Source organism: Amphritea japonica ATCC BAA-1530 (assembly GCF_016592435.1).
Classification (GTDB): domain Bacteria; phylum Pseudomonadota; class Gammaproteobacteria; order Pseudomonadales; family Balneatricaceae; genus Amphritea; species Amphritea japonica.
The window spans coordinates 1,645,535-1,670,027 of sequence record NZ_AP014545.1 but is presented as its reverse complement, the minus strand read 5'-3'; the positions used below and the strand labels follow the sequence as shown (position 1 = coordinate 1,670,027).

At 48.5% G+C, this 24,493-nt stretch carries 21 protein-coding genes and 1 tRNA gene; 11 read left to right on the top strand and 11 right to left on the bottom strand.

What is annotated here, in order from left to right; translation table 11 throughout:
• Positions 1-12 precede the first annotated feature (12 nt).
• The 6 genes from AMJAP_RS07650 (at position 13) to AMJAP_RS07625 (ending at position 7,540) form a co-directional block, all read left to right on the top strand.
• Positions 13-1,596: a lytic transglycosylase gene (locus tag AMJAP_RS07650; RefSeq protein WP_019621671.1), complete on the top strand. Its 1,584-nt coding sequence runs from the start codon at positions 13-15 to the stop codon at positions 1,594-1,596.
• Positions 1,597-1,621: 25 nt separating this feature from the next.
• Positions 1,622-1,870 (top strand): hypothetical protein, encoded by a 249-nt coding sequence (locus AMJAP_RS07645; RefSeq protein ID WP_019621670.1) that lies wholly within the window; start codon positions 1,622-1,624, stop codon positions 1,868-1,870.
• A gap of 79 nt (positions 1,871-1,949) precedes the next feature.
• Positions 1,950-3,770: an extracellular solute-binding protein gene (locus tag AMJAP_RS07640; RefSeq protein ID WP_019621669.1), complete on the top strand. Its 1,821-nt coding sequence runs from the start codon at positions 1,950-1,952 to the stop codon at positions 3,768-3,770.
• 5 nt (positions 3,771-3,775) lie between these two features.
• Positions 3,776-4,876 carry a microcin C ABC transporter permease YejB gene (locus AMJAP_RS07635; protein ID WP_019621668.1) on the top strand — a complete coding sequence of 367 codons (1,101 nt, stop codon included), beginning with the start codon at positions 3,776-3,778 and terminating at the stop codon, positions 4,874-4,876.
• A 5-nt stretch (positions 4,877-4,881) separates the two neighbouring features.
• Entirely contained in the window at positions 4,882-5,934 is a 1,053-nt protein-coding gene (locus AMJAP_RS07630; RefSeq protein ID WP_019621667.1) for an ABC transporter permease, read from the top strand.
• Positions 5,927-7,540, top strand: a complete 1,614-nt coding sequence (locus tag AMJAP_RS07625; protein WP_019621666.1) for an ABC transporter ATP-binding protein — start codon at positions 5,927-5,929, stop codon at positions 7,538-7,540. Before AMJAP_RS07630 ends, AMJAP_RS07625 begins: the two co-directional genes overlap by 8 nt.
• Positions 7,541-7,623: 83 nt before the next feature.
• On the opposite strand, the gene AMJAP_RS07620 is transcribed toward AMJAP_RS07625, so the two are convergent.
• Positions 7,624-8,004, bottom strand: a complete 381-nt coding sequence (locus AMJAP_RS07620) for a hypothetical protein (protein ID WP_156815182.1) — start codon at positions 8,002-8,004, stop codon at positions 7,624-7,626.
• Between the two features lie 213 nt (positions 8,005-8,217).
• Positions 8,218-8,799 carry a MarR family winged helix-turn-helix transcriptional regulator gene (locus tag AMJAP_RS07615; RefSeq protein ID WP_019621663.1) on the bottom strand — a complete coding sequence of 194 codons (582 nt, stop codon included), beginning with the start codon at positions 8,797-8,799 and terminating at the stop codon, positions 8,218-8,220.
• A gap of 94 nt (positions 8,800-8,893) precedes the next feature.
• Between AMJAP_RS07615 and AMJAP_RS07610 the strand changes: the two genes are divergently transcribed.
• A complete protein-coding gene (locus AMJAP_RS07610) occupies positions 8,894-9,661 on the top strand; it encodes a hypothetical protein (protein ID WP_019621662.1) in 768 nt (255 codons plus the stop codon).
• Between the two features lie 51 nt (positions 9,662-9,712).
• Positions 9,713-10,207: a peroxiredoxin family protein gene (locus AMJAP_RS07605; protein ID WP_019621661.1), complete on the top strand. Its 495-nt coding sequence runs from the start codon at positions 9,713-9,715 to the stop codon at positions 10,205-10,207.
• A 104-nt stretch (positions 10,208-10,311) separates the two neighbouring features.
• Here AMJAP_RS07605 and AMJAP_RS07600 read toward each other — a convergent pair whose 3' ends face one another.
• The 6 genes from AMJAP_RS07600 to nfuA form a co-directional block, all read right to left on the bottom strand.
• On the bottom strand, positions 10,312-10,833 hold the full coding sequence (locus tag AMJAP_RS07600) for an OsmC family protein (protein ID WP_019621660.1): 522 nt from the start codon (positions 10,831-10,833) through the stop codon (positions 10,312-10,314).
• 259 nt (positions 10,834-11,092) lie between these two features.
• Entirely contained in the window at positions 11,093-12,973 is a 1,881-nt protein-coding gene (locus AMJAP_RS07595; RefSeq protein WP_019621659.1) for a SurA N-terminal domain-containing protein, read from the bottom strand.
• Between the two features lie 148 nt (positions 12,974-13,121).
• A tRNA-Asp gene (locus AMJAP_RS07590) sits at positions 13,122-13,198 on the bottom strand.
• Positions 13,199-13,237: 39 nt separating this feature from the next.
• On the bottom strand, positions 13,238-13,513 hold the full coding sequence (locus tag AMJAP_RS07585) for an HU family DNA-binding protein (RefSeq protein WP_026340111.1): 276 nt from the start codon (positions 13,511-13,513) through the stop codon (positions 13,238-13,240).
• A 133-nt stretch (positions 13,514-13,646) separates the two neighbouring features.
• Positions 13,647-16,076 (bottom strand): endopeptidase La, encoded by a 2,430-nt coding sequence (lon, locus tag AMJAP_RS07580; RefSeq protein WP_019621657.1) that lies wholly within the window; start codon positions 16,074-16,076, stop codon positions 13,647-13,649.
• 350 nt (positions 16,077-16,426) lie between these two features.
• Positions 16,427-17,020 carry a Fe-S biogenesis protein NfuA gene (gene nfuA / locus AMJAP_RS07575; RefSeq protein ID WP_019621656.1) on the bottom strand — a complete coding sequence of 198 codons (594 nt, stop codon included), beginning with the start codon at positions 17,018-17,020 and terminating at the stop codon, positions 16,427-16,429.
• 389 nt (positions 17,021-17,409) lie between these two features.
• Between nfuA and AMJAP_RS07570 the strand changes: the two genes are divergently transcribed.
• The gene (locus tag AMJAP_RS07570) at positions 17,410-18,579 is read left to right on the top strand and encodes a cation:proton antiporter domain-containing protein (RefSeq protein WP_019621655.1); all 1,170 of its coding nucleotides are present in this window, start codon (positions 17,410-17,412) and stop codon (positions 18,577-18,579) included.
• Positions 18,580-18,744: 165 nt separating this feature from the next.
• Here the strand turns inward: AMJAP_RS07570 and AMJAP_RS07565 are convergent, their stop codons facing one another.
• Positions 18,745-19,728 carry a glycosyl transferase family protein gene (locus AMJAP_RS07565; RefSeq protein ID WP_019621654.1) on the bottom strand — a complete coding sequence of 328 codons (984 nt, stop codon included), beginning with the start codon at positions 19,726-19,728 and terminating at the stop codon, positions 18,745-18,747.
• A gap of 192 nt (positions 19,729-19,920) precedes the next feature.
• Here AMJAP_RS07565 and rlmD point away from each other — a divergent pair, with 192 nt between their 5' ends.
• Together rlmD and AMJAP_RS07555 are read left to right on the top strand one after the other, a co-directional pair.
• Positions 19,921-21,315, top strand: coding sequence for a 23S rRNA (uracil(1939)-C(5))-methyltransferase RlmD (gene rlmD / locus AMJAP_RS07560; RefSeq protein ID WP_019621653.1), 1,395 nt, complete (start codon positions 19,921-19,923; stop codon positions 21,313-21,315).
• Position 21,316: 1 nt separating this feature from the next.
• A complete protein-coding gene (locus AMJAP_RS07555) occupies positions 21,317-21,955 on the top strand; it encodes an RluA family pseudouridine synthase (RefSeq protein WP_019621652.1) in 639 nt (212 codons plus the stop codon).
• Between the two features lie 15 nt (positions 21,956-21,970).
• Here AMJAP_RS07555 and AMJAP_RS07550 read toward each other — a convergent pair whose 3' ends face one another.
• Positions 21,971-22,924 carry a 2-hydroxyacid dehydrogenase gene (locus AMJAP_RS07550; protein WP_019621651.1) on the bottom strand — a complete coding sequence of 318 codons (954 nt, stop codon included), beginning with the start codon at positions 22,922-22,924 and terminating at the stop codon, positions 21,971-21,973.
• Positions 22,925-23,099: 175 nt separating this feature from the next.
• Positions 23,100-24,482: an outer membrane protein assembly factor BamC gene (gene bamC, locus AMJAP_RS07545; protein WP_019621650.1), complete on the bottom strand. Its 1,383-nt coding sequence runs from the start codon at positions 24,480-24,482 to the stop codon at positions 23,100-23,102.
• Positions 24,483-24,493: the final 11 nt, after the last annotated feature.

Below are 24,493 nucleotides of genomic sequence, written 5' to 3'. Positions count from 1 at the left end.
GCGTCTTCGTCAATGCAGTTGGTTAGAAAAATAGTTGTACTTACCACTGCCGGTCTGCTCCTCGCCGGTTGTCAGAATAATCCTTTAATCGGTCAGCAGACACTGACGCCATCCACTCCCACTTCCACAACGGTTGCGGATATATCTGCGCCTTCGGGTAAGACAAAAACGACAGAGGTTTCACCCGCTGCAACCGATATGTGGCAGCTCACCCGTAAACATCTGCAACTTAATCTGGATAATGACAAACCACGCCTGCAAAGCCAATTCAAATGGTTTGCTAAACATCCTGAATATATGCAGCGTGTAACCACACGGGCCAGCCGTTATTACCACTACATTCTCAGTGAGGTTATCAAGCGTGACATGCCCGCTGAAATTGCCCTGCTACCTATCGTTGAAAGCGCCTACGATCCCTTTGCATATTCCCATGGACGTGCGGCAGGTGCATGGCAATTCATCCCGGGGACAGCAAAGCATTTCGGTCTTAAATCCAGCTGGTGGTACGATGGCCGTCGCGATATTGTTGCCTCCACTGACGCAGCCCTGACCTACCTACAGCAGCTTCACAAACGCTTTGGTGACTGGGAACTGGCTCTGGCCGCCTATAATTGCGGCGGCGGCAATGTATCAAAAGCGATCCGCAAGAATAAAAAGAAGGGCCTGGCCACAGACTTCTGGTCGCTGGATCTCCCTAAAGAGACCCGCGCCTATGTACCTAAACTACTGGCCATCTCTCGGCTGATCCGTGATGCTGAACAGCTCAACATCCCCCTTGCACCTATTGCGAACACCCCAGCCTTTGAACTCGTTGAACTGGATAGTCAGATCGATCTGGCACAAGCGGCTGAACTGGGAAACATCACCACCCAGGAACTCTATCAGTTCAACCCGGGCTTTAATCGCTGGGCCACCGATCCTGACGGCCCTCACCACCTGCTAATTCCAGTAGCGAACGTTGATCAGTTTCGTGCCGGTCTGGCTGAACTACCGGCCAATCAGCGGGTTAACTGGGCGCGCTACAAAATCCGTAGCGGCGACACCGTCAGTACTATTGCCCGGCAATATAAAACCACCAGCGCTGTTATACGCAATGCTAACAAGCTGCAGGGTAACAATATCCGCGCAGGACAATATTTGCTGATACCCAGCGCTAAGCATCAATCCAGTGATTACGTGCTAAGCCAAAGCCAGCGTTTTAATCGCAAGCAAAACCAACTGGCTCAAAGCAACCGCACTAAGACCAGCTACAAAGTTAAGTCCGGTGACAGCTTTTGGAAGATCGCAAATCACCACGACATCAGCGTTCGTCAGCTGGCTTCCTGGAATCAGATGGCACCTGGCGATCCGTTACGCGCTGGCCAGACACTGACTATATGGAAATCTCCCTCTAATCAGGGATTGAGTCGCAGTGATGCGCAGCTTATACGCCGTATCGGCTATTCTGTACGCAATGGCGACTCGCTTTATACCATCGCGGGGCGCTTCAGCGTATCAATCGATGATATTAAGCGCTGGAACAAACTAGGCAATAGTAAGTATTTGCAGCCTGGACAAAAACTCACTCTTTACGTTGATATAACCAAGGCAAAGTAAGCCCGCTTTATAACGGAGTACATTCATGGACGCACTCAGTATTGGCATCATCGTTTTTGCAACGGCCACCGCGCTGCTTTTCAAGTTCGTGCTATACCGGAAAATTACTCACTGGATGGACCAGGACCTTATAAAAGGGTTAGCGGGGGGCAACCAGGAGAAACTTCACTACCTCAACGAACAACTACTGCAGATGAAAGTAGATAAAGTACAGCGCAAGCTACAACACCAACAGCTGACCGAACGGGCCACAGAATTTGAACAAAACCGCTAATCCGCACTCATATAACTAGCTATAAGCGAATCCCCCTGTTATAAATTAACAGGTTATCAATCTGGCTGGATAATTACGGATGAATTTCAAACAGTTATCTAAGCAGGTATCAACGCTCTGCCTGTTATCTGCAACTCTGATCTGCACACTCACCTCCCCTGCATACGCCGCTACACCGCTACACGGCATCTCTATGCATGGTGATCTTAAGTATCCATCAGGATTTGAGCATTTCGACTATGTAAACCCTCAAGCACCGAAGGGCGGCACCGTTACTCAGGCAGCCATAGGTACTTTTGACAGCTTCAATCCTTTTATCATTAAAGGCGCAGCAGCAGATGGCATAGGCCTGATCTATGACTCACTGTTAACGCGAGCTCAGGATGAAGCCTTTTCACTCTACGGACTGCTAGCTGAATCACTTGAAGTAGCAGAGGACCGTAGCTGGATCATCTTTAATCTGAACCCCAAAGCTCGCTTTAGTGACGGCCAGCCGGTTACCGCCGAAGACGTGGCATACAGCTTTAAACTCCTGCGGGAGCAAGGCTCGCCCTTCTATCAAGCTTATTATCGTGAAATTGAAAAAATCGAAGCCCTATCTTCAACCCAGGTTAAGTTCAGTTTTAGTTCGACCGAGAATCGTGAACTCGCGCTTATCGTTGGTGAAGTGAGTATCCTGCCTAAGCACTATTGGGAAAAACATGATTTTACCAAACCCGGTTTAGAGGTCCCTATAGGCTCCGGTCCTTACCTGATAGACAGTTTCGATGCCGGCCGCACCATCAGCTATCGACGTAACCCTGATTATTGGGGCGCCGAGCTTGCGGTCAGCAAAGGGCGCTATAATTTCAATAGCATTAGCTATGATTATTACAAAGATGGCACTGTCGCTCTGGAAGCCTTTAAAGGTGGGGAATATGATTTCCGGGAAGAAAACTCCTCCAAGCGTTGGGCGACGGGTTACACCGGTGCCGTATTCGATGAAGGCAAGATCATCACCCAAAATCTGGCTCATGAAAACCCCACCGGAATGCAGGCCTTCATCCTCAACACCCGTAAGCCCTACTTCTCTGATAGTCGGGTCCGTGCGGCATTGGCCTACGCCTTCGATTTTGAATGGACCAACAAGAACATCTTCTTTGATGCCTACACCCGCACCCATAGCTTTTTCTCCAACTCAGAGATGGCCGCTACCGCACTGCCATCTGAAGCAGAACTAAGCATTCTAGAGCCTGTTAAAGACCAGGTGCCATCGGAAGTATTCACTCAAGTTTACCGCGCACCTACCACCAATGGAGACGGCAAAACCCGTAGCCAGCTTCGCACCGCGCTACGTCTTTTAAAAAGCGCTGGCTGGGAACTAAAAAATGGCTTGTTATTGAACAAGGATGGCCAACAAATGGTCTTTGAGATTCTGCTGGTCTCACCCGCTTTTGAACGTGTGGTAGCGCCGTTTAGCCGTAACCTTGAGCGCATGGGTATCAAACCCTCTATGCGGGTTATCGACGCCTCTCAGTACATCAACCGTATTCGAAGTTTTGATTTTGACATCATCGTCAGTGGATTCGGCCAATCAAGTTCTCCGGGCAATGAGCAACGGGAATACTGGCACTCATCCACCGCCGATCAGCCCGGCAGCCGTAATACTATCGGCATCAAAAACCCGGCTATCGATTACCTGATAGACCAAATCATTCAGGCGCCAGACCGGGAACAGTTAGTCTTGCGCACCCGCGCTCTCGACCGCGTATTACAATGGAATCACTATGTCATCCCGCAGTTTCATACCAGTAGTTACCGGGTAGCCTACTGGAACAAGCTAGACTTCCCAGCAATACGTCCGACCCACTCACTGGGATTTGATACCTGGTGGGTTAAGCCAGAACAGCCGGGGCAATAACCGCTATGGCAGCTTATATCCTGCGGCGACTACTGCTGATCATTCCGACGCTGTTGGGCATTCTGACGATCAATTTCCTGATTATTCAAGCCGCACCCGGTGGCCCGGTAGAACAGACCATTGCCAATCTGCAAGGATTGAATACCAGCGCTACAGCCCGGTTTGACGGTTCTTCTCAGTCAGATCTGAGCAGTGCCGCTGAGAGCAGCAATAGTAACAGCAGCGGTTATCGTGGTGGTCGTGGCCTTGACCCACTGCTGGTAAAACAGATCGAAAAACAATACGGTTTCGATAAGCCCGCCCACGAGCGCTTTATCCAGATGTTAAAAAACTATCTGGTCTTCGATTTTGGCGAAAGCCTTTTCAGCGGTAAAAAAGTCACCGATCTGATTATCGAAAAGATACCGGTATCGATCTCTCTTGGACTCTGGACAACCCTGATCACTTACCTGATAGCGGTCCCCCTGGGCATCAAGAAAGCGGTTAGAGATGGCACGCCTTTTGATGTCTGGACCAGCTCAATTATCATCATCGGTTATGCCATACCCAATTTCCTCTTTGCCATCCTACTGATAGTTGTATTCGCCGGCGGCACCTACTTTGATTGGTTCCCGTTGCGAGGACTAACCTCGCCAAATTTTGATGAGCTGAGCACCTGGGGCCAGATCAAAGACTATTTCTGGCATATCACCCTGCCGGTACTGGTATCTGTTATCGGTAGCTTCGCAACACTCTCCATGCTGACCAAAAACTCTTTTCTCGATGAAATTAACAAACAATACGTAGTAACCGCCCGTGCAAAAGGACTAACCGAAAGCCAGGTACTTTATGGCCACGTATTCCGTAACGCTATGTTGCTGATTATTGCCGGTATGCCAGCCGCCCTCATCGGTATTTTCTTTACCGGCTCGATGCTGATCGAAGTCATCTTCTCATTGGATGGCATCGGACTGCTTGGCTACGAAGCGGTCATTAAACGCGACTACCCAGTGATATTCGGTACCCTCTATATCTTTACTCTCATCGGCCTGTTGTTAAAGCTGGTGAGCGATCTGACCTATGTCGCCGTCGACCCTCGCATCGATTTTGAAAGCAGGGAGAACTGAGCGGTATGTTAAAACAGGTCAACCCAAAACAGATGAGCCCCATCAACCAGCGCAGGCTACAGAATTTTCGTAATAATCGCCGAGGCTATTGGTCGCTCTGGCTATTCCTCGCGCTGTTTCTTTTCAGTCTGTTTGCCGAATTTCTTGCTAATGACAAACCACTGGTGGTTCGCTACGACAATACCTTCTACTTCCCGGTTGCCGTAGATTATTCAGAACTCGCCTTCGGCGGGGAGTTCGATACATTCGCTGACTACAAAGACCCCTACATTCAGGATCTGATTACCGACAAGCAGGGCTGGATACTCTGGCCGCCTATCCGTTTCAGCTATCGCACCATCAATCAGGACTTACCAGTCCCCGCCCCCTCTCCGCCTAGCAGTGACAATTTACTAGGCACCGACGATCAGGGCCGGGATGTACTGGCGCGGGTAATTTATGGGTTCAGGGTTTCAGTACTGTTTGCCATCACATTGACACTGATAAGCTCAGTGATCGGCGTCGCGGCAGGCGCCGTACAGGGCTATTACGGAGGCAAAGTTGATCTGTTCTTTCAGCGCTTCATAGAAATATGGTCCGGTATGCCGGTCCTTTTTCTGCTGATCATCCTCGCCAGTATCGTCCAGCCAAACTTCTGGTGGTTATTAGGTATCATGCTGCTGTTTTCCTGGATGCAGTTAGTTGATGTGGTACGCGCCGAATTTCTCCGAGGGCGTAATCTTGAATATGTCCGTGCAGCCCGGGCTTTAGGGCTCAGTAATCGGTTGATTATGTTCCGCCATATACTGCCCAATGCGATGGTCGCCACCCTCACATTTATGCCCTTTATTTTTAACGGCTCACTGGTAACCCTGACCGCTCTTGATTTTCTCGGTTTCGGTCTGCCGCCCGGCTCGGCATCACTAGGAGAACTAGTGGCTCAGGGTAAAGCGAACCTGCATGCCCCCTGGCTTGGCCTGACCGCCTTCGCTGCTCTTTCAATTATGTTAACGCTGCTAATATTTATCGGCGAAGCAGTACGGGATGCTTTTGATCCAAGGAAAGTAATGAATGACTGACGCCCTCCTTTCCGTTCGTAATCTCTCTGTACGCTTCGGCCAAAACAGCCAGACTGTTGATGCAGTGAAACAGGTCAGCTTTGATATACACAAAGGTAAAACCCTGGCGTTAGTCGGTGAGTCTGGTTCAGGGAAGTCTGTAACAGCGATGTCGATTCTTAAACTGCTTCCCTACCCAAAGGCGAGCCACCCTGAAGGCCAGATACTCTACAAGGGAGAAGACCTGCTGCAAAACAGTGAAGCGGAGATGCGCTCACTGCGAGGAGACCGCATCAGTGTGATTTTTCAGGAACCGATGACCTCCCTGAATCCGCTCCACAATATTGCCAAACAGATTGGCGAGACCTTGCTGCTCCATAAAGGCCTGACAGGCCAGCAGGCCCTTCAGAGAACGATTGAACTGCTCGGGCTTGTTGGCATCAAAGATCCGGAGAAGCGCCTGAAGAGCTACCCTCATGAACTATCAGGCGGGCAGCGTCAGCGGGTCATGATCGCCATGGCGCTGGCAAATGATCCAGAACTACTGATCGCTGATGAACCCACAACCGCACTGGATGTGACTATTCAGGAGCAAATTCTTGAGTTACTGCAATCACTGCAACAGAAAATGGGAATGGCTGTCCTGTTAATTACCCATGATTTGAATATTGTGCGCCGCTACAGCGATGATGTGTGCGTCATGTATCAGGGAACTATCGTTGAACGTAACAACACTACACAGCTATTTGCCAATCCGCAGCACCCATACACCCTCAAGCTACTCAATGCTGAACCTTCAGGGCAACCACAACCGGTAACCTTAAATAACTCCCCCCTGCTCGAAACCCAAGACCTGAAAGTCTGGTTTCCGATTAAAAAAGGGCTCTTAAAACGCACCGTTGACCATATTAAAGCGGTTAACCCCGCTAACATTCGCCTGAGTCCTGGTCGGACACTGGGAGTGGTGGGAGAAAGTGGATCCGGAAAAACAACGCTGGGCCTGGCCATTCTGCGCCTGATCAATTCAGAGGGTGGGATAAAATTTGCAGGGAAGGAGATCGATCAGCTAAATCAGCAGGAGATAAAACCCCTGCGTCGTAAAATGCAGATCGTTTTTCAGGATCCATATGGTAGCCTTAGCCCCCGCATGTCTGTGGCTGAGTGCATCAGTGAAGGGCTGGAAATTCATAATACAGGCCAGCCGATTGAGCGAGAACAGATGATTATTGACGTTCTCAAAGAGGTAGGACTGGATCCTGATGACCGGCACCGCTACCCCCATGAATTCTCCGGTGGCCAGCGACAGCGCATCGCCATCGCCCGGGCCGTCATCTTAAAACCGGAACTAATCATCCTAGACGAGCCTACATCAGCATTAGACAGAACAGTGCAGGCACAAATCATCGACCTGTTACGAGAACTGCAGCAACGCTATAAGCTAACTTATATCTTTATCAGTCATGACCTGGCTGTAGTCAAAGCCCTGAGCCACGATCTCGTGGTAATGCAGCATGGCGATATAATCGAGCAGGGAGACGCAGCTCAGATTTTCAGCAACCCAGCTCAGGCATATACACAGCGACTATTACGAGCCGCCTTTGCCGAGGACTCATCCAATAGAGTATAAACTCTCATATAGAAGCGCCCTCTGAAAGAGTATGCAATATACATACTTGTGCGATAACCTCTATTCGGCTTCACTTACTCTAATCAGGGTGCAGCAGGCGAAAGTGGCGGCGGTAGCACCGCTGCCGGGTCAACCGGAATCTTCACGCCCGTATTAGCATCATAGGGAAAGCCTGTCGGAATTATATGTATACCACCCGGACACTTTATCAGTGCAGCAAGACCCAAAACCATACCCTCTCCCGCCGCTCCGTAACCTCCCACAGACACCGCTGTGCAACCAACAGTCTGTGTACGGTTAATGGCTAACTGCAGCTCCTGAGCAGCCTCAGCCCCGGTAGCCATCGATTCACCGATGATGACAAAGCTATTTCCCCCACTCGTTCGGCTTTGGTGATGCTGGCACCCCGAAATGAGAATGATGGCTGGTACGAGTAAAGCTAAACATATTGACCTGGTTTTCATAAAGACCTCCTGCGGCAATAAGTTTGTTTTCTGCATCATCTATAAAATAAAACGCTTAAACCGCCTGGATTAATCCGTTATATAAACGATGAAGATTGCCTATCTGTGATCTGTGAACCTGTCACACGAATATGAGTATAGTATTAAAACAGCTGTTTGAAGATTACAGAAGAGACCGAAAGCGGTTTGTTGGGAAGAAATTACTTTGGGTGACTACTCTGTCCCCTCTAGTTGCCGAGGCTGGTGCTCACGACAAATAAGCTGGATATCCATTTTAGTCAACGGCTCTTTCGTCAGCCCACAGAAATAGTCATCTTCTGCAGACTTTATATTGTGACGACAGCTGTCACATTGCCCAAATGACTTGAAGTTATTGGCCTGCTGTACCGTTCTCAGCAAGGTGCCTAACGTTGAATTAATTGAAACGAGATCCTTATTACCCAATACATCACCGGCTACCTCAAGCAATGGAGAGGGTAAAACGGCCTTAATCAACTGACGCCCCTCTGTAGTCACAGCCATGTGCGCAACACGCTTATCACAGCAATCAGGCGTTTTTACTATCAGACCTTTCTTTTCAAGCACCTTGAGCGTTTGTGATACAGAGCCCTTAGTTTGACCCAGGTATTCGGTCACACTCATCGGCGTATCCGAATATCGATTGCAGATAGATAAATAATGCAAAGCATCAAACTGCACCGGTTGCAGGCCATATTCAAGCAACAAACTACGGTTTTCACTGCGCAGCAAGCTCGCCAGGCGCTCCAGTAACTGTTGTGTAATGATCGTATTCATACGCAAATAGTATCGAATCGAAACAATCTTGACAAGCAGAATTCTCTGTGCAATGCTTTATAGTATTGAGTCGATACTATAAAGGAAGGCAATTATGAAAACATTCAACTTATTACTCACCGGAACGCTGCTTACAACATGCATAAGCCTCCAGGCAAACACCGAAGACTCACACTCAGGGGGAATTAAAGCGGTAGAAGATACGACCGGAAAAACACTGCCTGCGTTTGATATTGTCCACGCCAGAGTTAGCACTCTAAACAATATTGCCACTTTTCAAATGAGCGTTACTGCAAAAGCCGGCTCTAGCAAACCCACCCCCACCGGAGAACTGGCCGGAAGTAGTGCCTTCTCTTATGTCTGGCCAACCAGCCTCAACAGCGCCCTGGTCGGTTTCGAAGACAATGCCGGCATACTCGCACTTGCGGTTACCGCCCATCCGGACTTCGATGATACGCCTTTATACGATGAAAATGCCGATAACAACCCGAATAACGATGGCAATATATGGCACAGCCACTGGGTGGTCCTGGAACCTAATGAACAATGTGGCAAAGGGGCTTTAGGGGTTGTCGATATACCTGAAGGCAGCTATCCAACCTTACCTAAAACATGGCCAGGCCTGCCCATTCTTTTAGACAGCCCGGGATGGGATCCCATATTTAATGGCGCCACCATTGAAGTTAAAGTCGCTTTCAACTCTGCTGATTCGATAGATTCCGCTAGCTATGATGGTGTCACTGCCGGGTTACGAGTTAACCAAAGTGTCCATGCTCCCTTGCTATGCGTAGTCGATGTGAAAGATATTGCCTCAGGGGACTTAAGCCTGCCGGGCAAAGTACATCAGTTACCCGGTGAATAAATATCCATGACTACCACGGCATCATGCCTGAAAGCGCACAGAGGCTAAGTTATGACACAGACAGAACAGGAAGGTATGGCACCCGCATTAGAAATCTCAGCATGGATCAATACAACCCCGCTGATCTTATCTGAGCTACGAGGCAAGGTTGTCATTATTCATGCATTCCAAATGCTATGCCCCGGCTGTGTCACTCATGGAATTCCACAAGCCAGTGCTATACACGAACTATATAAAAACGAAGATGTACAAGTGATCGGGCTGCACAGCGTTTTTGAGCACCATAAAGTGATGACCAAAGAGGCATTAAGCGTATTTATTGGTGAGTATGGAATCCGCTTTCCCATCGCCATAGACAGACCATCTGAACCCAGTTCTATTCCAACAACAATGGCTCTTTATCAGATGAGGGGGACACCAACACTAATCATGCTGGATAAACAGGGATATCTGCGATTGAATCATTTTGGCCACATGAGTGATCTGCAAGTCGGTAGCTGTATCGGTCGGTTATTGGCTGAAAACAATGAAGCCTTACCACTGTGATGTTGATTTAGTACCCTGTCATGCAACCCTCGAACAACGTGCGGCTGCACATCACTCACGACAGGACCGAGCAGTGCTGTCTCTGTTTACTCCTCGCCCGTTTTCTACATGAAAGTGGTGGTAACAGGCGGTGGGGATTTTAACGTTTGCTGAACAACACAACACTCTTTTGCAGCAACCTGGAGTCTCTCTAGCTGCTTTAATGGAGTGCCCTCCTTCACTTTCATCTTCACCTCACAAGTCATAGCCTGAAACCCAACCGGGACCGCTCTATCCATCGCCAAAGCCCCTCTAACATCTGCTGTAGCAGTAACTCGAACCTCTAATTCAAGAAGTTCTATCTCCATCAAGTTTGCCACCATACGAATAGCTGAATCCTGACAAGCCGCAAGCGCGGCACATAACAGATCCCCTGGCGTTGGAGCATCATGCTGACCTCCGACTGCCGCATGGACCCCAACGGGCACTGAGACGCCGCAACCATCCATAGGATCAACTCTGGAATGAAAAGGATCCGAGGCAACCTCACCCGATGTCCTAGCATGATCAATAACCATAGCTAAATCTGGGTGCCGCTGATATTGCTCCTTAAGGGGTTTCTGTGCTTCGTATACCTTTGATTGCATGGTGTGCCTCCATTGATCCACGACCTAACACCGCCATATGAGACACCAGAATATGGAGTTAACGAAGCGCTCTAAGCCTTACAGCTTCATGGCAATGTTAAAGCTTAAACCGGGGAATTCGACAAGATGACATTAACTATTACTACTCAAGTGGCCATAGTGATTATTCAGTGTAGTCTTAAAATTCACTGCGAACCTAAATCCAGACAATAAAAAAGGCTGCATAAGCAGCCTTTGTGTCATCATTTACCCGTGACTATCAAAGCTTTTCAATCTCAGCTGCACTCTTACGTGCTTCTGTCATCGCTTGATAATCGAACTGACCAGCACGCTGTCCCAGAACAGCACGCATCCCTTTGCGCTCGTCTGCAGTGATCTCAGACAGATCTGGTGTACTAACAGCGGTAACAGCAACAATCGCCTTAGCACCATTCTGCAATGTGATCAGCGAATAAGATGCTCCGCTCTCTGGCTTTGGCATTTTAAAAGCGGTAGTCATCACTTCAAATGACTGACTACGATCAGCACGTGTCACCGCCTCTGCAACCGCCCATTCAGCCCCATTAATAGCAACGCGCTCACCGCCTTGTTTCAGTTTCTCAAGTTCGGCTTCCAGTGATGCTTGTAGCGCTTCTCCGGCCTTTTCTACAACCAGCACTTCAGTGATCTGCTCGCTGACTTCCTCTTCGCTCAACTGTCGAGGGCGGATATGCTCTTTAACCCGCAGCACCAGAGTACGACCAGAATCCAGCTCAATCGGATCACTGTTCAGACCATCACGGATCAACTCTTCATTGAAAGCAGTTCTAATAACACGAGCATTAGCGGTAATATCATCATTGCCGCCGGCCGATCCGAAGGCAGGAGCCTCGATGATAGTCAACTGCAGCTCTTCGGCCGGCTCTTGCAAGTCGCCGGCAGAAAATGACAGATCCGTCAGCTGGCCTACTTTCTCGACATACAGCTGCTCAACTTTATTATCCATTTGCTCAGCAATTAGTTGATCTTTCACGTCGTCAAACACCGGCGCTTCAGATGCCGTTAATTCAGTCAGTGTGATCAAGTGATAGCCAAATGAGGTACGTACAGGCTCTGACACTTCACCGACGTTAAGGGCGTAAACAGCCGACTCAAACGGCCCATCCAGCAGCCCCTGCTGGTAAACCCCCAGATCTCCGCCCATTGGCGCGGAACCAGGGTCATCAGACTCACTCTCTGCCAGTGCCGCAAAGGCCTCACCCGAAGCAAGACGCTCTGCTAGTTTCTCTGCTTTCGCCAGTGCCGCAGCATCATCAACCTGATCAGAAACCTCAATCATAATATGCGATACAGTCCGCTGTTCAGCAGATTCAAATGAAGCCAGTACCTGATCGAATTGCGACTGCAGTTCAGCATCATCTACTGTCACTTGTTTCAGCAGATCAGTTTTATTGATCAGCAGATACTCGATTACTACCTGTTCATCCGTCATAAATTCTGACTGATGATCAGCATAATAAGCGCTCAGATCTTCAGCTGTCAGAGAGACTCCCTGCTTGTAATCGTCCAGGGCTACTTGCACATAAGCAAGATCGCGGGTTTCACGATCCAGGCTGATAATACGCTCAGCTTCCTGCTCCAGTGAGAACCCAGACAACAGATAACCGGAACGCTCGTAGCCTATCAGGCTCTCTTTGCGCAACAGCTCCTTATACATCATGGGTGTCAGGCCAGCATTTCGCAGAACTGCAGCATACTGGTCACGGTTAAACTGACCTTCGACCTGAAAGTCCGAAGTATTAATAATCATCTGGTCCAGTGCCTGATCGGCAATCGCCATATCCTGGCTGACTGCAGACTGCACCAGAACTTCCTGTTGAATCAGGTTATCCAGCGTTGCTTTACGAATCAGATTATCATCCAGCAAAGTCGGATCAGCATTTTCACCCATCTGAGCTAAAAGCTGTCTACGCTGAAGGTCAGCGCCCTGAAGCAGATCTCGTTCACTTATTTCGACGCCATTTACAGTCGCCGGCGCATTGGAACCGCCCGTCAGACTGACCAGGGATTCAACCCCGAACAGTGCAAAGGTAACAGCGATAAGACCAACAATGATCTTCGCAACAATCCCTTTAGAGTTATCTCGGATATTCTGAAGCATATTGCCTCTGGGCCTCTAAGCTAGTGTACAAATAGAAAAAAAGCGCACCCCAGTCAGGATGCGCCTTTTATATGTTTGGCAATACGACGCAGTATAAGCACTAATCGCTTCCCTGAGCTTCAGCTGACTAATCAGCAGATCTCACATTTGGCGGAACGGACGGGACTCGAACCCGCGACCCCCTGCGTGACAGGCAGGTATTCTAACCAACTGAACTACCGCTCCAGGTGCCAGCGATCCTTACGGATCAGGCGCTAGCGAATCTTACTTATTTACAGAGTCTTTCAGAGCCTTACCAGGCTTGAAAGTAGGCAGAGTCGCCGCAGCGATCTGAATTGGCTGCCCAGTCTGAGGGTTACGACCTGTGCGCGCAGCACGTTCTTTAACACCAAAAGTACCAAAACCTACCAGTGCTACAGAATCACCACTTTGAAGAGCACCAGAGATAGACTCTAGAGTAGCGTCAAGTGCGCGGCCTGCAGCAGCCTTTGGAATGTCAGCAGAAGCTGCAATTGCGTCGATCAGTTCAGATTTATTCACATTGTTCCCCTTATATGAATCATTTTTATATATATATTCTGTGCCCATGCCCAGCAAGTAGTCCGGACAATTTATACCAAGCCTGCAAATCAGGTGTCAAGCGGCTTACAGCCTGATTTGTCACTATTTTGTGTTAATGCGGTTTTATTTGCCCCCGCTCACTTTTTGCTTGCTTTTTCTTTTCAGAAAAGGTTGCTTTTTGCTCTTCTGTAAGCGGTTCCGGACTATATTTCAACGCAATTTGCAAGACCTCATCAATCCATTTAACTGGGCAAATCTTCAAATCTGCTTTGATGTTGTCAGGAATTTCTTTCAAATCACGCTTGTTTTCGTCCGGAATAATAACCGTTTTAATTCCACCCCGATGAGCAGCCAGAAGCTTCTCTTTCAGTCCTCCAATTGGTAAAACCTGCCCTCGCAAGGTGATTTCACCAGTCATCGCCACATCAGACCGGACCGGAATATTGGTCAGCACAGATACTAATGCAGTACACATTCCAATACCAGCACTTGGTCCATCTTTTGGCGTTGCACCTTCGGGTACGTGGATATGAATATCACTTTCTTCATGGAAATCCGGGTTAATACCCAACGACTCAGAACGGCTTCGCACAACCGTCAGTGCCGCCTGAATCGACTCCTGCATCACATCACCCAGTGAGCCAGTTCGAACCTGACGCCCTTTACCTGGTACCACTGCCGATTCAATGGTCAGAATATCACCGCCCACCGACGTCCACGCCAGGCCAGTAACATGACCAATACGATCCTGCTCTTCAGCCATTCCAAAACTACACTTATGTACGCCGGAATAATGTTCAAGGTTCTCACTATTAGCGATAATAGACGCGTTCTTATCACCGCTCAGCGCGATCTCTTTGATCACTTTACGACAGATTTTCGCGATCTCACGCTCCAGCCCACGCACCCCTGCTTCACGGGTGTAATAACGAATCAGATCCGTTACCGCTTCATCTTCAATCGTCAGCTCATTCTTTTTCAGACCGTTGGTCTTAAGCTGCTTAGGAATCAGGTATTTCCGTGCAATATTAAGCTTTTCATCTTCGGTATAACCCGGGATGCGAATGATCTCCATCCGATCCAGTAACGGACCCGGAATATCCATAGAGTTAGAGGTACAGACAAACATCACATCTGAAAGATCAAAGTCGACTTCCAGATAGTGATCATTGAAGGTTCCATTTTGCTCTGGGTCCAACACCTCTAAGAGCGCGGACGCCGGATCGCCACGCTGATCCATGCCCATTTTGTCAATTTCATCTAACAGGAACAGTGGGTTTTTAACCCCTACTTTGGACATCTTCTGAATCAGCTTACCCGGCATAGAACCGATATAGGTACGTCGATGACCGCGAATCTCCGCTTCATCTCTGACACCACCCAACGCCATACGTACGTATTTACGGTTAGTTGCCCGCGCAATAGACTGTCCCAGAGACGTTTTACCCACACCCGGAGGCCCTACCAGACACAAGATAGGTCCTTTAAGTTTACGCACCCGCTTCTGTACAGCTAAATACTCAAGAATACGATCTTTAACCTCTTCCAGACCGTAATGATCCTCATTGAGGATCGCTTCAGCACGGTTCATATCATGACGTACTTTAGAACGTTTAGACCATGGGACTTGCAACATCCAGTCGATATAACCCCGCACAACAGCCGCTTCTGCTGACATCGGAGACATCATTTTCAGCTTATTGTATTCATTCAGGGTTTTATCTAATGCTTCCTGCGGCATACCGGCTTCATCAATGCGCTTCTTCAGCTCTTCGATATCCGTTGTACCATTTTCATCCAGATCGCCCAGCTCTTTCTGAATCGCTTTCATCTGCTCATTCAGATAGTACTCACGCTGGCTTTTCTCCATCTGTTTTTTAACCCGGCCACGAATCCGCTTTTCAACTTCAACCAGGTCGATCTCTGATTCCATCAACGCCATCAGATGTTCCAGACGCTGCTTGTCATCCAGCATTTCCAGAATTTTCTGTTTTTCATCCAGCTTCAGCGACATGTGCGCCGCGATAGTATCAGCCAAACGGCCAATTTCATCGATTGAACCCAACGAAGTGAGCACTTCTGCAGGAATCTTTTTATTAACCTGTACAAAGCGCTCAAACTGATCCAGCGCTGTGCGTTTATAGATCTCTGATTCGCCCTCCGACACCTCATCAATAGCTAAAGCTGAGATATCCGCAGTAAAGAATTCTTCAGTTTCATGCAGCGTATCAATATGCGCACGGTAGTCGCCTTCAACCAGCACTTTGACCGTACCATCGGGTAGTTTCAGCATCTGTAAGATACTGGCAACGGTGCCGATAGAGAACAGATCCTCTCCTACAGGCTCATCATCTGACGCATTTTTCTGAGCGATCAGAAGAATCTCTTTATCCTGAAGCATTGCCGCTTCCAGGGCTTGAATAGACTTTTCGCGGCCAACAAAAAGTGGGATCACCATATGTGGATAGATAACTACATCACGCAGTGGTAAAACCGGCAATGTGCTGGAAGTGATCTCTTTTTCATTCTCGAGTGGTGCCATAACGGACCTTACTCCTTATTCGGAAGAAACTGCAGAATACTGCAGATACAGACTTGTGCGGTATATCGCTTTTACTGATAGATGGGGCTGGTGCCAAAAAAAACAACCACACCTACATAAAAGTCATATAAAAAAGTAGCAATAACGATCAACTAAGGCATCGACTTAGCTATTCATACTGACACGACCTGACTTAACAGAGCCTTGCTGACCTTATATCAGGTCATTCTATGCGGAACAACGTACTAAAATGGTGGATCAAGACTTGTGCTTTATAAAAACAAGCACCCCGGCTCTATAACGAAATCAAAAAAGCCCGGACAAAGCCGGGCTTAACATACAAAAAACGACTATTTATAGTAGGCATTTTCCCGAACGGAATGATCGGTTACATCACGCACTCCAACCAGACCTTGTATCCGTTCTACCAGCGTTTTCTCTACGCCGTCTTTTAGCGTCATATCAACAGCACTACATCCCTGACAACCTCCGCCAAACTGTAATACGGCGATATGACCAGCTTCCTCTTCTACCAGCTCAACCAACTTGACCTCACCACCGTGAGACGACAACCCTGGATTGATATCGGAATAAAGAATGTAATTAATTTGTTCGTCCATCGGACTATCGTCAGATACTTTTGGCACTTTGGCATTGGGCGCCTTGATGGTTAACTGCCCACCCATACGATCAGTAGCAAAATCAACTGTCGCTTCTTCAAGATAAGGCAAGCTGTTTTTTTCAAAGAAGAATTTAACCTTCTCTTTCTGCATAACGGCATCGTCTTCAACAACTTCATCAGGACGGCAATAAGCCAGACATGTCTCCGCATAGGCGGTACCCGGCTGAGTTACAAACATCCGAACCGCAATGCCCTCTACATCCTGCTTTTCAAGCAGTTCGGCCAGATAATTGTCAGCTGATTCGGTAATAGTAATATTCATCAAAATTCCTGTTAAATCACTCTCGCATTATGTTGCTCAGGATACACTTATTCTAATCCCGAGTAAATTGATCAGTTATTACACACCACTTCGATTCTCTCAACCTCTAATTTCCTGCTGAAAATACTTTATGATGAAAACAACAATCTTCTAATTAACTTAAACTATAAAACGTAACCTGCTGATTTTATTAAAATAAATCATCAAAAAAACCATAAAAAAACACAACCTTCCGCCCACATACAATATGCTACTCCGTTATGATTGAGTCTTTTCCCGCGATCAATTCCTGCCAATTATTTTACTCTGAAAATATCTCGGGTTCATATCCGCATACAGATTCTGTAGACTGGAGTGACGATCAGAATTGACAGGACTTTCAAATATTTATGCTACAACAGAGCCTGGTTTTCTCTTTTTTCCTAATCTTTACCGGAGCCGCCGTCCTGGCATCTGTGGCGCTCTATACACGCCAACCACTCCTGGTTGCTTATATTGTACTTGGAGCCGTTCTCGGCCCTTACGGCTATAGCCTGATTCAAGATACCGCCCTGCTTTCCGATATATCTCACGTAGGCATCATATTCCTATTGTTCCTACTAGGCCTGGATATGCAGCCCAGCCACTTGGTACATATGCTCAAAAAAGCCACGCTAGTCGCTATATTCAGCGCGATCATCTTTATGGCCATCGGCTATATCGTCGGTATTTCCTTTGGTTACACCCGGACAGAAGCGATTATTATCGGTGTAGCATTGATGTTTTCCAGCACCATTATCGGCATCAAACTGCTACCTACCACCGTTCTACATCACAAACATACGGGTGAGCTGGTAGTCGGTCTATTACTGTTACAGGATGTCATCGCCATTCTTGTGCTATTGTTTCTTAACAGCGGCGACAACGGTGCAGATCAGATTACCACCTTCCTGAAAACAGTTGTCGCCCTGCCCCTCATTATTGGCGGTTCGCTGATATTTGTCCGCTATATATTGTTGCCACTGATCCAGAAATTCGATCGTTTTCACGAATATATTTTCCTGGTAGCGATTGGCTGGTGCCTGGGCCTTGCAGAACTGGCCCATGTAGTAGGACTTTCTGCAGAGATCGGTGCATTTATTGCGGGTGTCAGTCTCGCCACCAGCCCAATAGCTCAGTACATCGCCACCAGCCTGAAACCTCTACGGGACTTTTTCCTAATCCTGTTCTTCTTCTCTATCGGCGCCAGCTTCAACCTGGCCCTGCTTGGACAGATCATAGTCCCCGCCATCATACTTGCCGTACTGGTACTGGTCTTGAAACCCATAGTGTTCCGCTTTCTGTTACAAAGCATCAGCGAAAGTAACTCTCTCGCCTGGGAAGTAGGCTTCCGTTTGGGACAGATCAGTGAATTTTCACTACTCATAGCCTATATGGCTACAGGCGCGGCAATGATCGGCGAAGAAGCCTCCCACGTCATCCAGGCTACCGCCATTCTGACGTTCTTACTCTCGACCTATGTGGTGATCTTCAACTATCCTAATCCGATAGCGGTGTCGGATAAGTTAAGACGGGATTAGAGCAGCCCACCCCACCGCCAGACGCAACTTCGACGCTTGCTAGAACGGATCCTTCGGCTCCTGCTAGGAGCTAAAAAAGCAGAATGAGCTACCGGCACCGCGCGTCTAACAAGCGGCTCGGCCGCGTCTGAATACTAGCAAGCTGCATAGCGGCGTCTAGCCACTTCAGTATTTATCTTTATCCCTTTCCTGCCACATCGTCTGTGCAAGCTTATAACAACCTTTGTCGCTATCCGCTTTATTCAGTAATTTCAACAATAGTGCCAGAGTTGAAATAACCGCGCCCTCACCATACTCATGAGTGATTTGACCACGCCACAGGCCGAGTAGATCCGCTGTATCCAGCTCTTGTTTTACCAGCCGACGAGGAAAATATCGCTCCCATTGGGAGACACTATAATCACTACCGCGAGTCCATTGCAGATCACACTCGGTATCAGGTTTTATCTCAGCTTCACCGCCATCACCTTTGATAGTCAGACCGTTTTCAACCCCTAGCAATTGCGCCGTTTTTTGATGCATTGGCCCGTATGCAGGATGGAATACACCGTCTACCGTATGACTGGCACGCAATGGATTAATCAGGCGACACAAAGTATGCACCGGTGAACGCAAACCCAATACCGGTCGCAAGTTGATGATACGCCCCATCTCTGCACTCAGCGTTTCTATCGACATAAAGGCGAACTGGGAAGTATCCAGTGATTCGGCAACCTGCCCCCAATCGGAACAGGCACTAATACCAAACAATGAAAGACAATCTTCAGTATAAATTCGTTCAGGAGTGTGACCACGGGCTCCGTGCATAAAGACCCGAACACCATTTTCAGCCAACAACAGGGAGGTTAAAATAAACCAGGGTAACTGCCGTTTCTTGCCCGCATATGTTGACCAATCCAGATCTACCTGGAGCCCTTCCGGGGCACAGCATCGTCCCCGTACCGCCTCAATAAAACCGGCCAGCTCCTCTGGAGACTCTTCCTTCACGCGCAGCAGCATGAGAAAAGCCCCCAGCTGCTCGGGCTCAACCAGACCATCAATAATCATCTGCATCGCCTCTCTGGCCTCTGACTGGCTCAATGAGCGCGAGCCTTGTTTACCTTTACCAAGAATTCGAACAAAAGGCGCAAACGGATGTTCCAGTGACATAACAAGTAACTCTGACCAATAAATTGAAGTAAAGCCAAGTTTATACCTTGAATAGCAATCGAATGAAGTCCTTATATCGATAAAGCGACTATTATCAGGCTTTTCTTTAACAACTCGGAAGAGATCGATAACTTAGCAGGATGCTTTAACAGGCCGGCACTGGTAGAATCCGCGCTTCGTCAGGAGAAGCCCATGAAACAGAAGCATTCCCATTATCGAGTTCAGCTCCCAGTCCGAACTTCAGAGCAGCCGTTACCTGAAGAACCGGTAGAGCTGACTATAGAATCCCTCAGCTTTGACGGCCAGGGTGTAGCGCACTATCAGGGAAAAGCGGCCTTTATCACCAACGCCCTTCCAGGGGAGCAGGTTCTCGCCCGGCTGACAGAAGAGAAAACCAAGTTTTATAGCGGTCATACTGACACCATACTCACCGCTGACAGCCATCGAATAGACCCCGCCTGCCCTCATTACCATCAGTGCGGCGGCTGTGATCTGCAACACCTGGACAGTGAACGTCAGCTGGAACTAAAGCAGACGCAGGCACTTGATCAGCTTAAACGCATCGGTCAGTGCAAACCGGCAAACATCATCACACCTCTGGCCGCAAACAACTGGAGCTATCGCCGTAGTGCGCGCATCGGCATCAACCAATTGTCGAATGACGAACCTATTATCGGGTTTCGCCGCCGGGGCAGCCATTTGCTGACGCAGATTGATAGCTGTGCAGTGATGGATAAGCGTGTGAGCGACATCTTCAGCAAAGTACGGTACGCGTTAACAGATACCGGTGATATTAAGCACATCACTCAACTCGACGTTGATCTAGGTGACGAGGGAGGCTATCTCTCACTACGGCTTAAGAAGGAACTAAACGATCAGCATCTGGAAATTTTTAACCACCTTGCTGCGCATTACGGTTTAAGCTTGCAGTTACAGCTGATCGGCACAGATCACTATACCACCCCAGCTCAGCTCGCCAGCTATAGATTAAACCAGCAGGAACTCCAGTTTCGTCCCGATGATTTTATTCAGGTAAACGCTGAGATTAACCAGCAGATGGTCGACAAGGCCTGCGAGCTATTAGACCTCAGCCCGGAAGACAACATCCTCGAGTTATTCTGTGGATTGGGGAATTTCTCGTTGCCTCTGGCTCAATCCGGAGCCAGCGTTACCGGCATCGAAGGCAACCTGACGATGGTACAACAAGCCGAGTTAAATGCCCGACACAACAGCGTAGACAACTGCCGTTTCTTTTGTGCCAACCTGGCAGAGAAACTCGCTGGTTTGCAGTGGTTTAAAGGCAGCTATAACAAAGTCCTTCTTGACCCGCCCCGTTCAGGTGCCGCTAAGCTTATTCCCCAGATCACTAAACAACGACCCGAGCTTATTCTCTATATCTCTTGTAATCCCGGCTCACTGGCACGTGACAGTAAATTGCTTAAGGATGAAGGCTACAAGCTGCAAGACTTTCTAGTCATGGATATGTTCCCCCAGACTCATCACATAGAATCGATGGCGCTGTTTGTCCGAGGCAAAAAGAAGAGTCAGAAAAAGAAGCTATTTTCCGGCAAGGGTATAAGCCGCTGAGATGATACCGACGATTAACGAGAAGGACATTCTCTTCGCCGACGCAGCAATAGTTGTCATCAACAAAGCAGCTGATCTGTTGTCGGTTCCTGGACTTGGAGAAGAAAAACAAGATTGTGTCTGGCGCAGGGTCCAGCAGCGCTTCGCTACAGCTAAAACCGTTCACCGCCTCGACTATGCCACGTCCGGCGTCATGGTACTGGCACTAACCGCTGAAAGCCATCGCCACATTAGCATCCAGTTCCAGGAGCGACAAACAGATAAGGTCTATCAGGCTGTAGTGGCAGGCAAACCTGATGCCGAGTCAGGCCTGGTCGATCAGCCTCTGCGTTGCGATTGGGACAACCGCCCCCTGCAGATTATCGATCATCAACAAGGCAAATCAGCACAGACTCACTGGCAGGTTATTGAAGCGTTAGATAATGCCTCGAGACTGGAGCTAAAACCGATTACCGGCCGCTCACATCAGTTGCGGGTGCATATGCAGCACCTGGGACACCCAATATTAGGTGATCGCTTCTACGCTTCATCGGAACAAGTTGCCCGCTCTCCTCGACTACTACTTCATGCCCAAAGCCTGAGCTTCAACCATCCGGTTAGCGGGGAGAGGTTAAGTTTTACGACAGCAACTCCTTTTTAAGACAGCCTTCCGCCATTAATTGACCCACCTGATCGACTCGCCCTTTTTCAAACCCTCAACTGTCTCTACCATCTGATCAACAATCCGCTGACGGGCCTGAATACTCCCCCAAGCGCTGTGAGGGGTAATAATCAGATTGGGTATATCATCCGCCAGCAATGGATTACCGTTTATCGGGGGTTCCTCAGTCAACACATCGGTGGCCGCACCAGCTAATTTACCCCTACGCAGCGCGTCGGCCAGGTCAGTTTCATTAACCACACCGCCCCGGGCCGCATTTATAATGAAAGCACTGGGTTTCATCTGAGCAATAGCAGCGGCATCAATCAGGTCCCGGGTCTGTTCCGTCAAAGGACAATGCAAGCTCAACACATCGACCTGAGGCAACAACACCTCCATCGCCAACCGGCCTCCCACTGTTTCACCCCCGGCCCGTTGAGCAATCACTACATCCATTCCAAACGCACCGGCCAATTGTGCAACACCCGACCCAAGATTGCCGTACCCGACAATACCCAGCGTTTTACCCCGTAATTCCTGAATAGGGTAATCAAGCAGACAGAACTGATTAGCACTGGCCCACTGGCCGTCACGGGCAGCCCGGTTGTATTGAATAAGGTTAGTATGCAACGCCAGCATCAGAGTCATTACGTGCTGCGCAACCGAATCTGTACCGTAAGCCTGGCAATTAGAGACACTGATACCCAGTTCGGAAGCAGCCACCAGATCAACATTATTTGTACCGGTCGCAGCAATACAAATATGCTTCAGCTTGCTGGCTGCCGCTAAGACAGCCCGATCAAGCAGTACCTTATTAACAATCACCACCTTGGCGTCTTGAATTCTTGCAGACACCTCAGATGGTGCGGTCGCCGGATAGCCGGCGAAATCAGTAAACAGCGCGTCAAGTGCTGCCAGATTAAGGTCATTGCAATCGAGGCTTTGAAGGTCTAGAAATACGGCTTTCATAACTTTGCTCCACTGTGCGACGATGAGCGGATCGAAAAATTGCTCAATTCAAAAATTCCATAAAAAAAGAGGCCTGCAATTCAGAAGGCCTCTTTTGTTTAATTATCAGACACGCTGGATCAGGAATAATTCCCTACCCGTATGTTTCTGATATCTACTCAGATGTAGCTCAACATCAGAGTTGCTCTTTAATTTCCCATAAGATCTCGTCAGCAACCACAACTGGTGCTGACAAACTTTCCTGATTTTTCACCGAAAGGAAAACGCCATTAGCGGTGCGATTCATATGCAACTGATACTGTCCTGAATGCTCGTATTGCCCTGAAGACTCATTATACGCTCCATCCTGGTCGTCACCAAAGACATAGATAACTTCACCTGCAAACCAGATTTTGAAACCTTTACCATCGGTTTTGCTTGCTTGCTCTTCAATACTGTACTGTTCTACTTCGCTCTCGTCTTCTGGCTCTTCAGTCACAACCTCTTTAGAGCTATATACAGGCCCTTCAGCTTCTTTACTGCCAAAGCCTAACGCCTTACCAAAAGAGCCAGAGCTCAATGTCAGCGCCTTACGATCAGAGTTCAGCCACTCAAAGAAACCCATTTTTTCAGTATCTTCAAATGCAGTTGAGGTGGTGTACGTCATATAGATAACACCCATCTGCTGATCCCGGGTGCCAACATCCAGTGACGTTCTATCAATCGCAGCATTAACCTGATTCCAGGCCTGATCCACAGGCACTGTGATTTTGAGGGCTGGGAAGCCCTTAGAATCGCGACCCATCTGTGGTCGACTCTTCTGCTGACGCTTCATTGCCACCAAGCTATGAGTATTCTCATTAGTGCCGGATTTGCTCAAATAACGCAACATCTCAAACATCATGTCGGTTTTATAGCCCACATTTTCCGCATCATCAGACCAGTTAACCACCTGACTTTTATCGTCTTGGGGGACTCGTATATGCTGCATAGCAATAGTGGTTCGGTTGAAGTCATCAGCAACCGGGCGCAAAGACACCCGAAGCTTATCGCTAACAGCGCCTTCAATATCCTGGAACGTTAGTCGCTTAATCATACTATCGATAAAGCTAAGATCTTCACCTTCGGTATCGATCCAGGCAGTCTCCATCATTCCCTCTTTAGGAGCGGACTTTGCCAGACCAACATTATTAAAGCGCCAAAAATCTTGTAACTGAACCCAGACATCTGCAATCGGCTCATCAACAATCAAAACTTTGTCGCTGCCCTGTCGCTTCAGGTTAACCGTGTCCGTACCAGAATCAGCATAGAAAAAATCCGGACGGGGAACAGTAAAATCACCTCTGCGTTGAGAGGCCGTCTGCCCAGCGGTAGGAATATTAAGGCGGTCCTGCGTCAATTTTGAACGGGCCTGAATCGCGGGAGGCAGTTCAAGTCGTTTGGTTACCTCAGCCTGCTCATAGTCCTGGCTGCGATCGTTAATAATTCCATTCTCACCGTAGATCGGATTAGAATATGAACCACATCCGGCAACACTCAACACTGCAGCTGCCAAAGGCAGCAAAGTGATTATTCTCATTATGCTCGTCC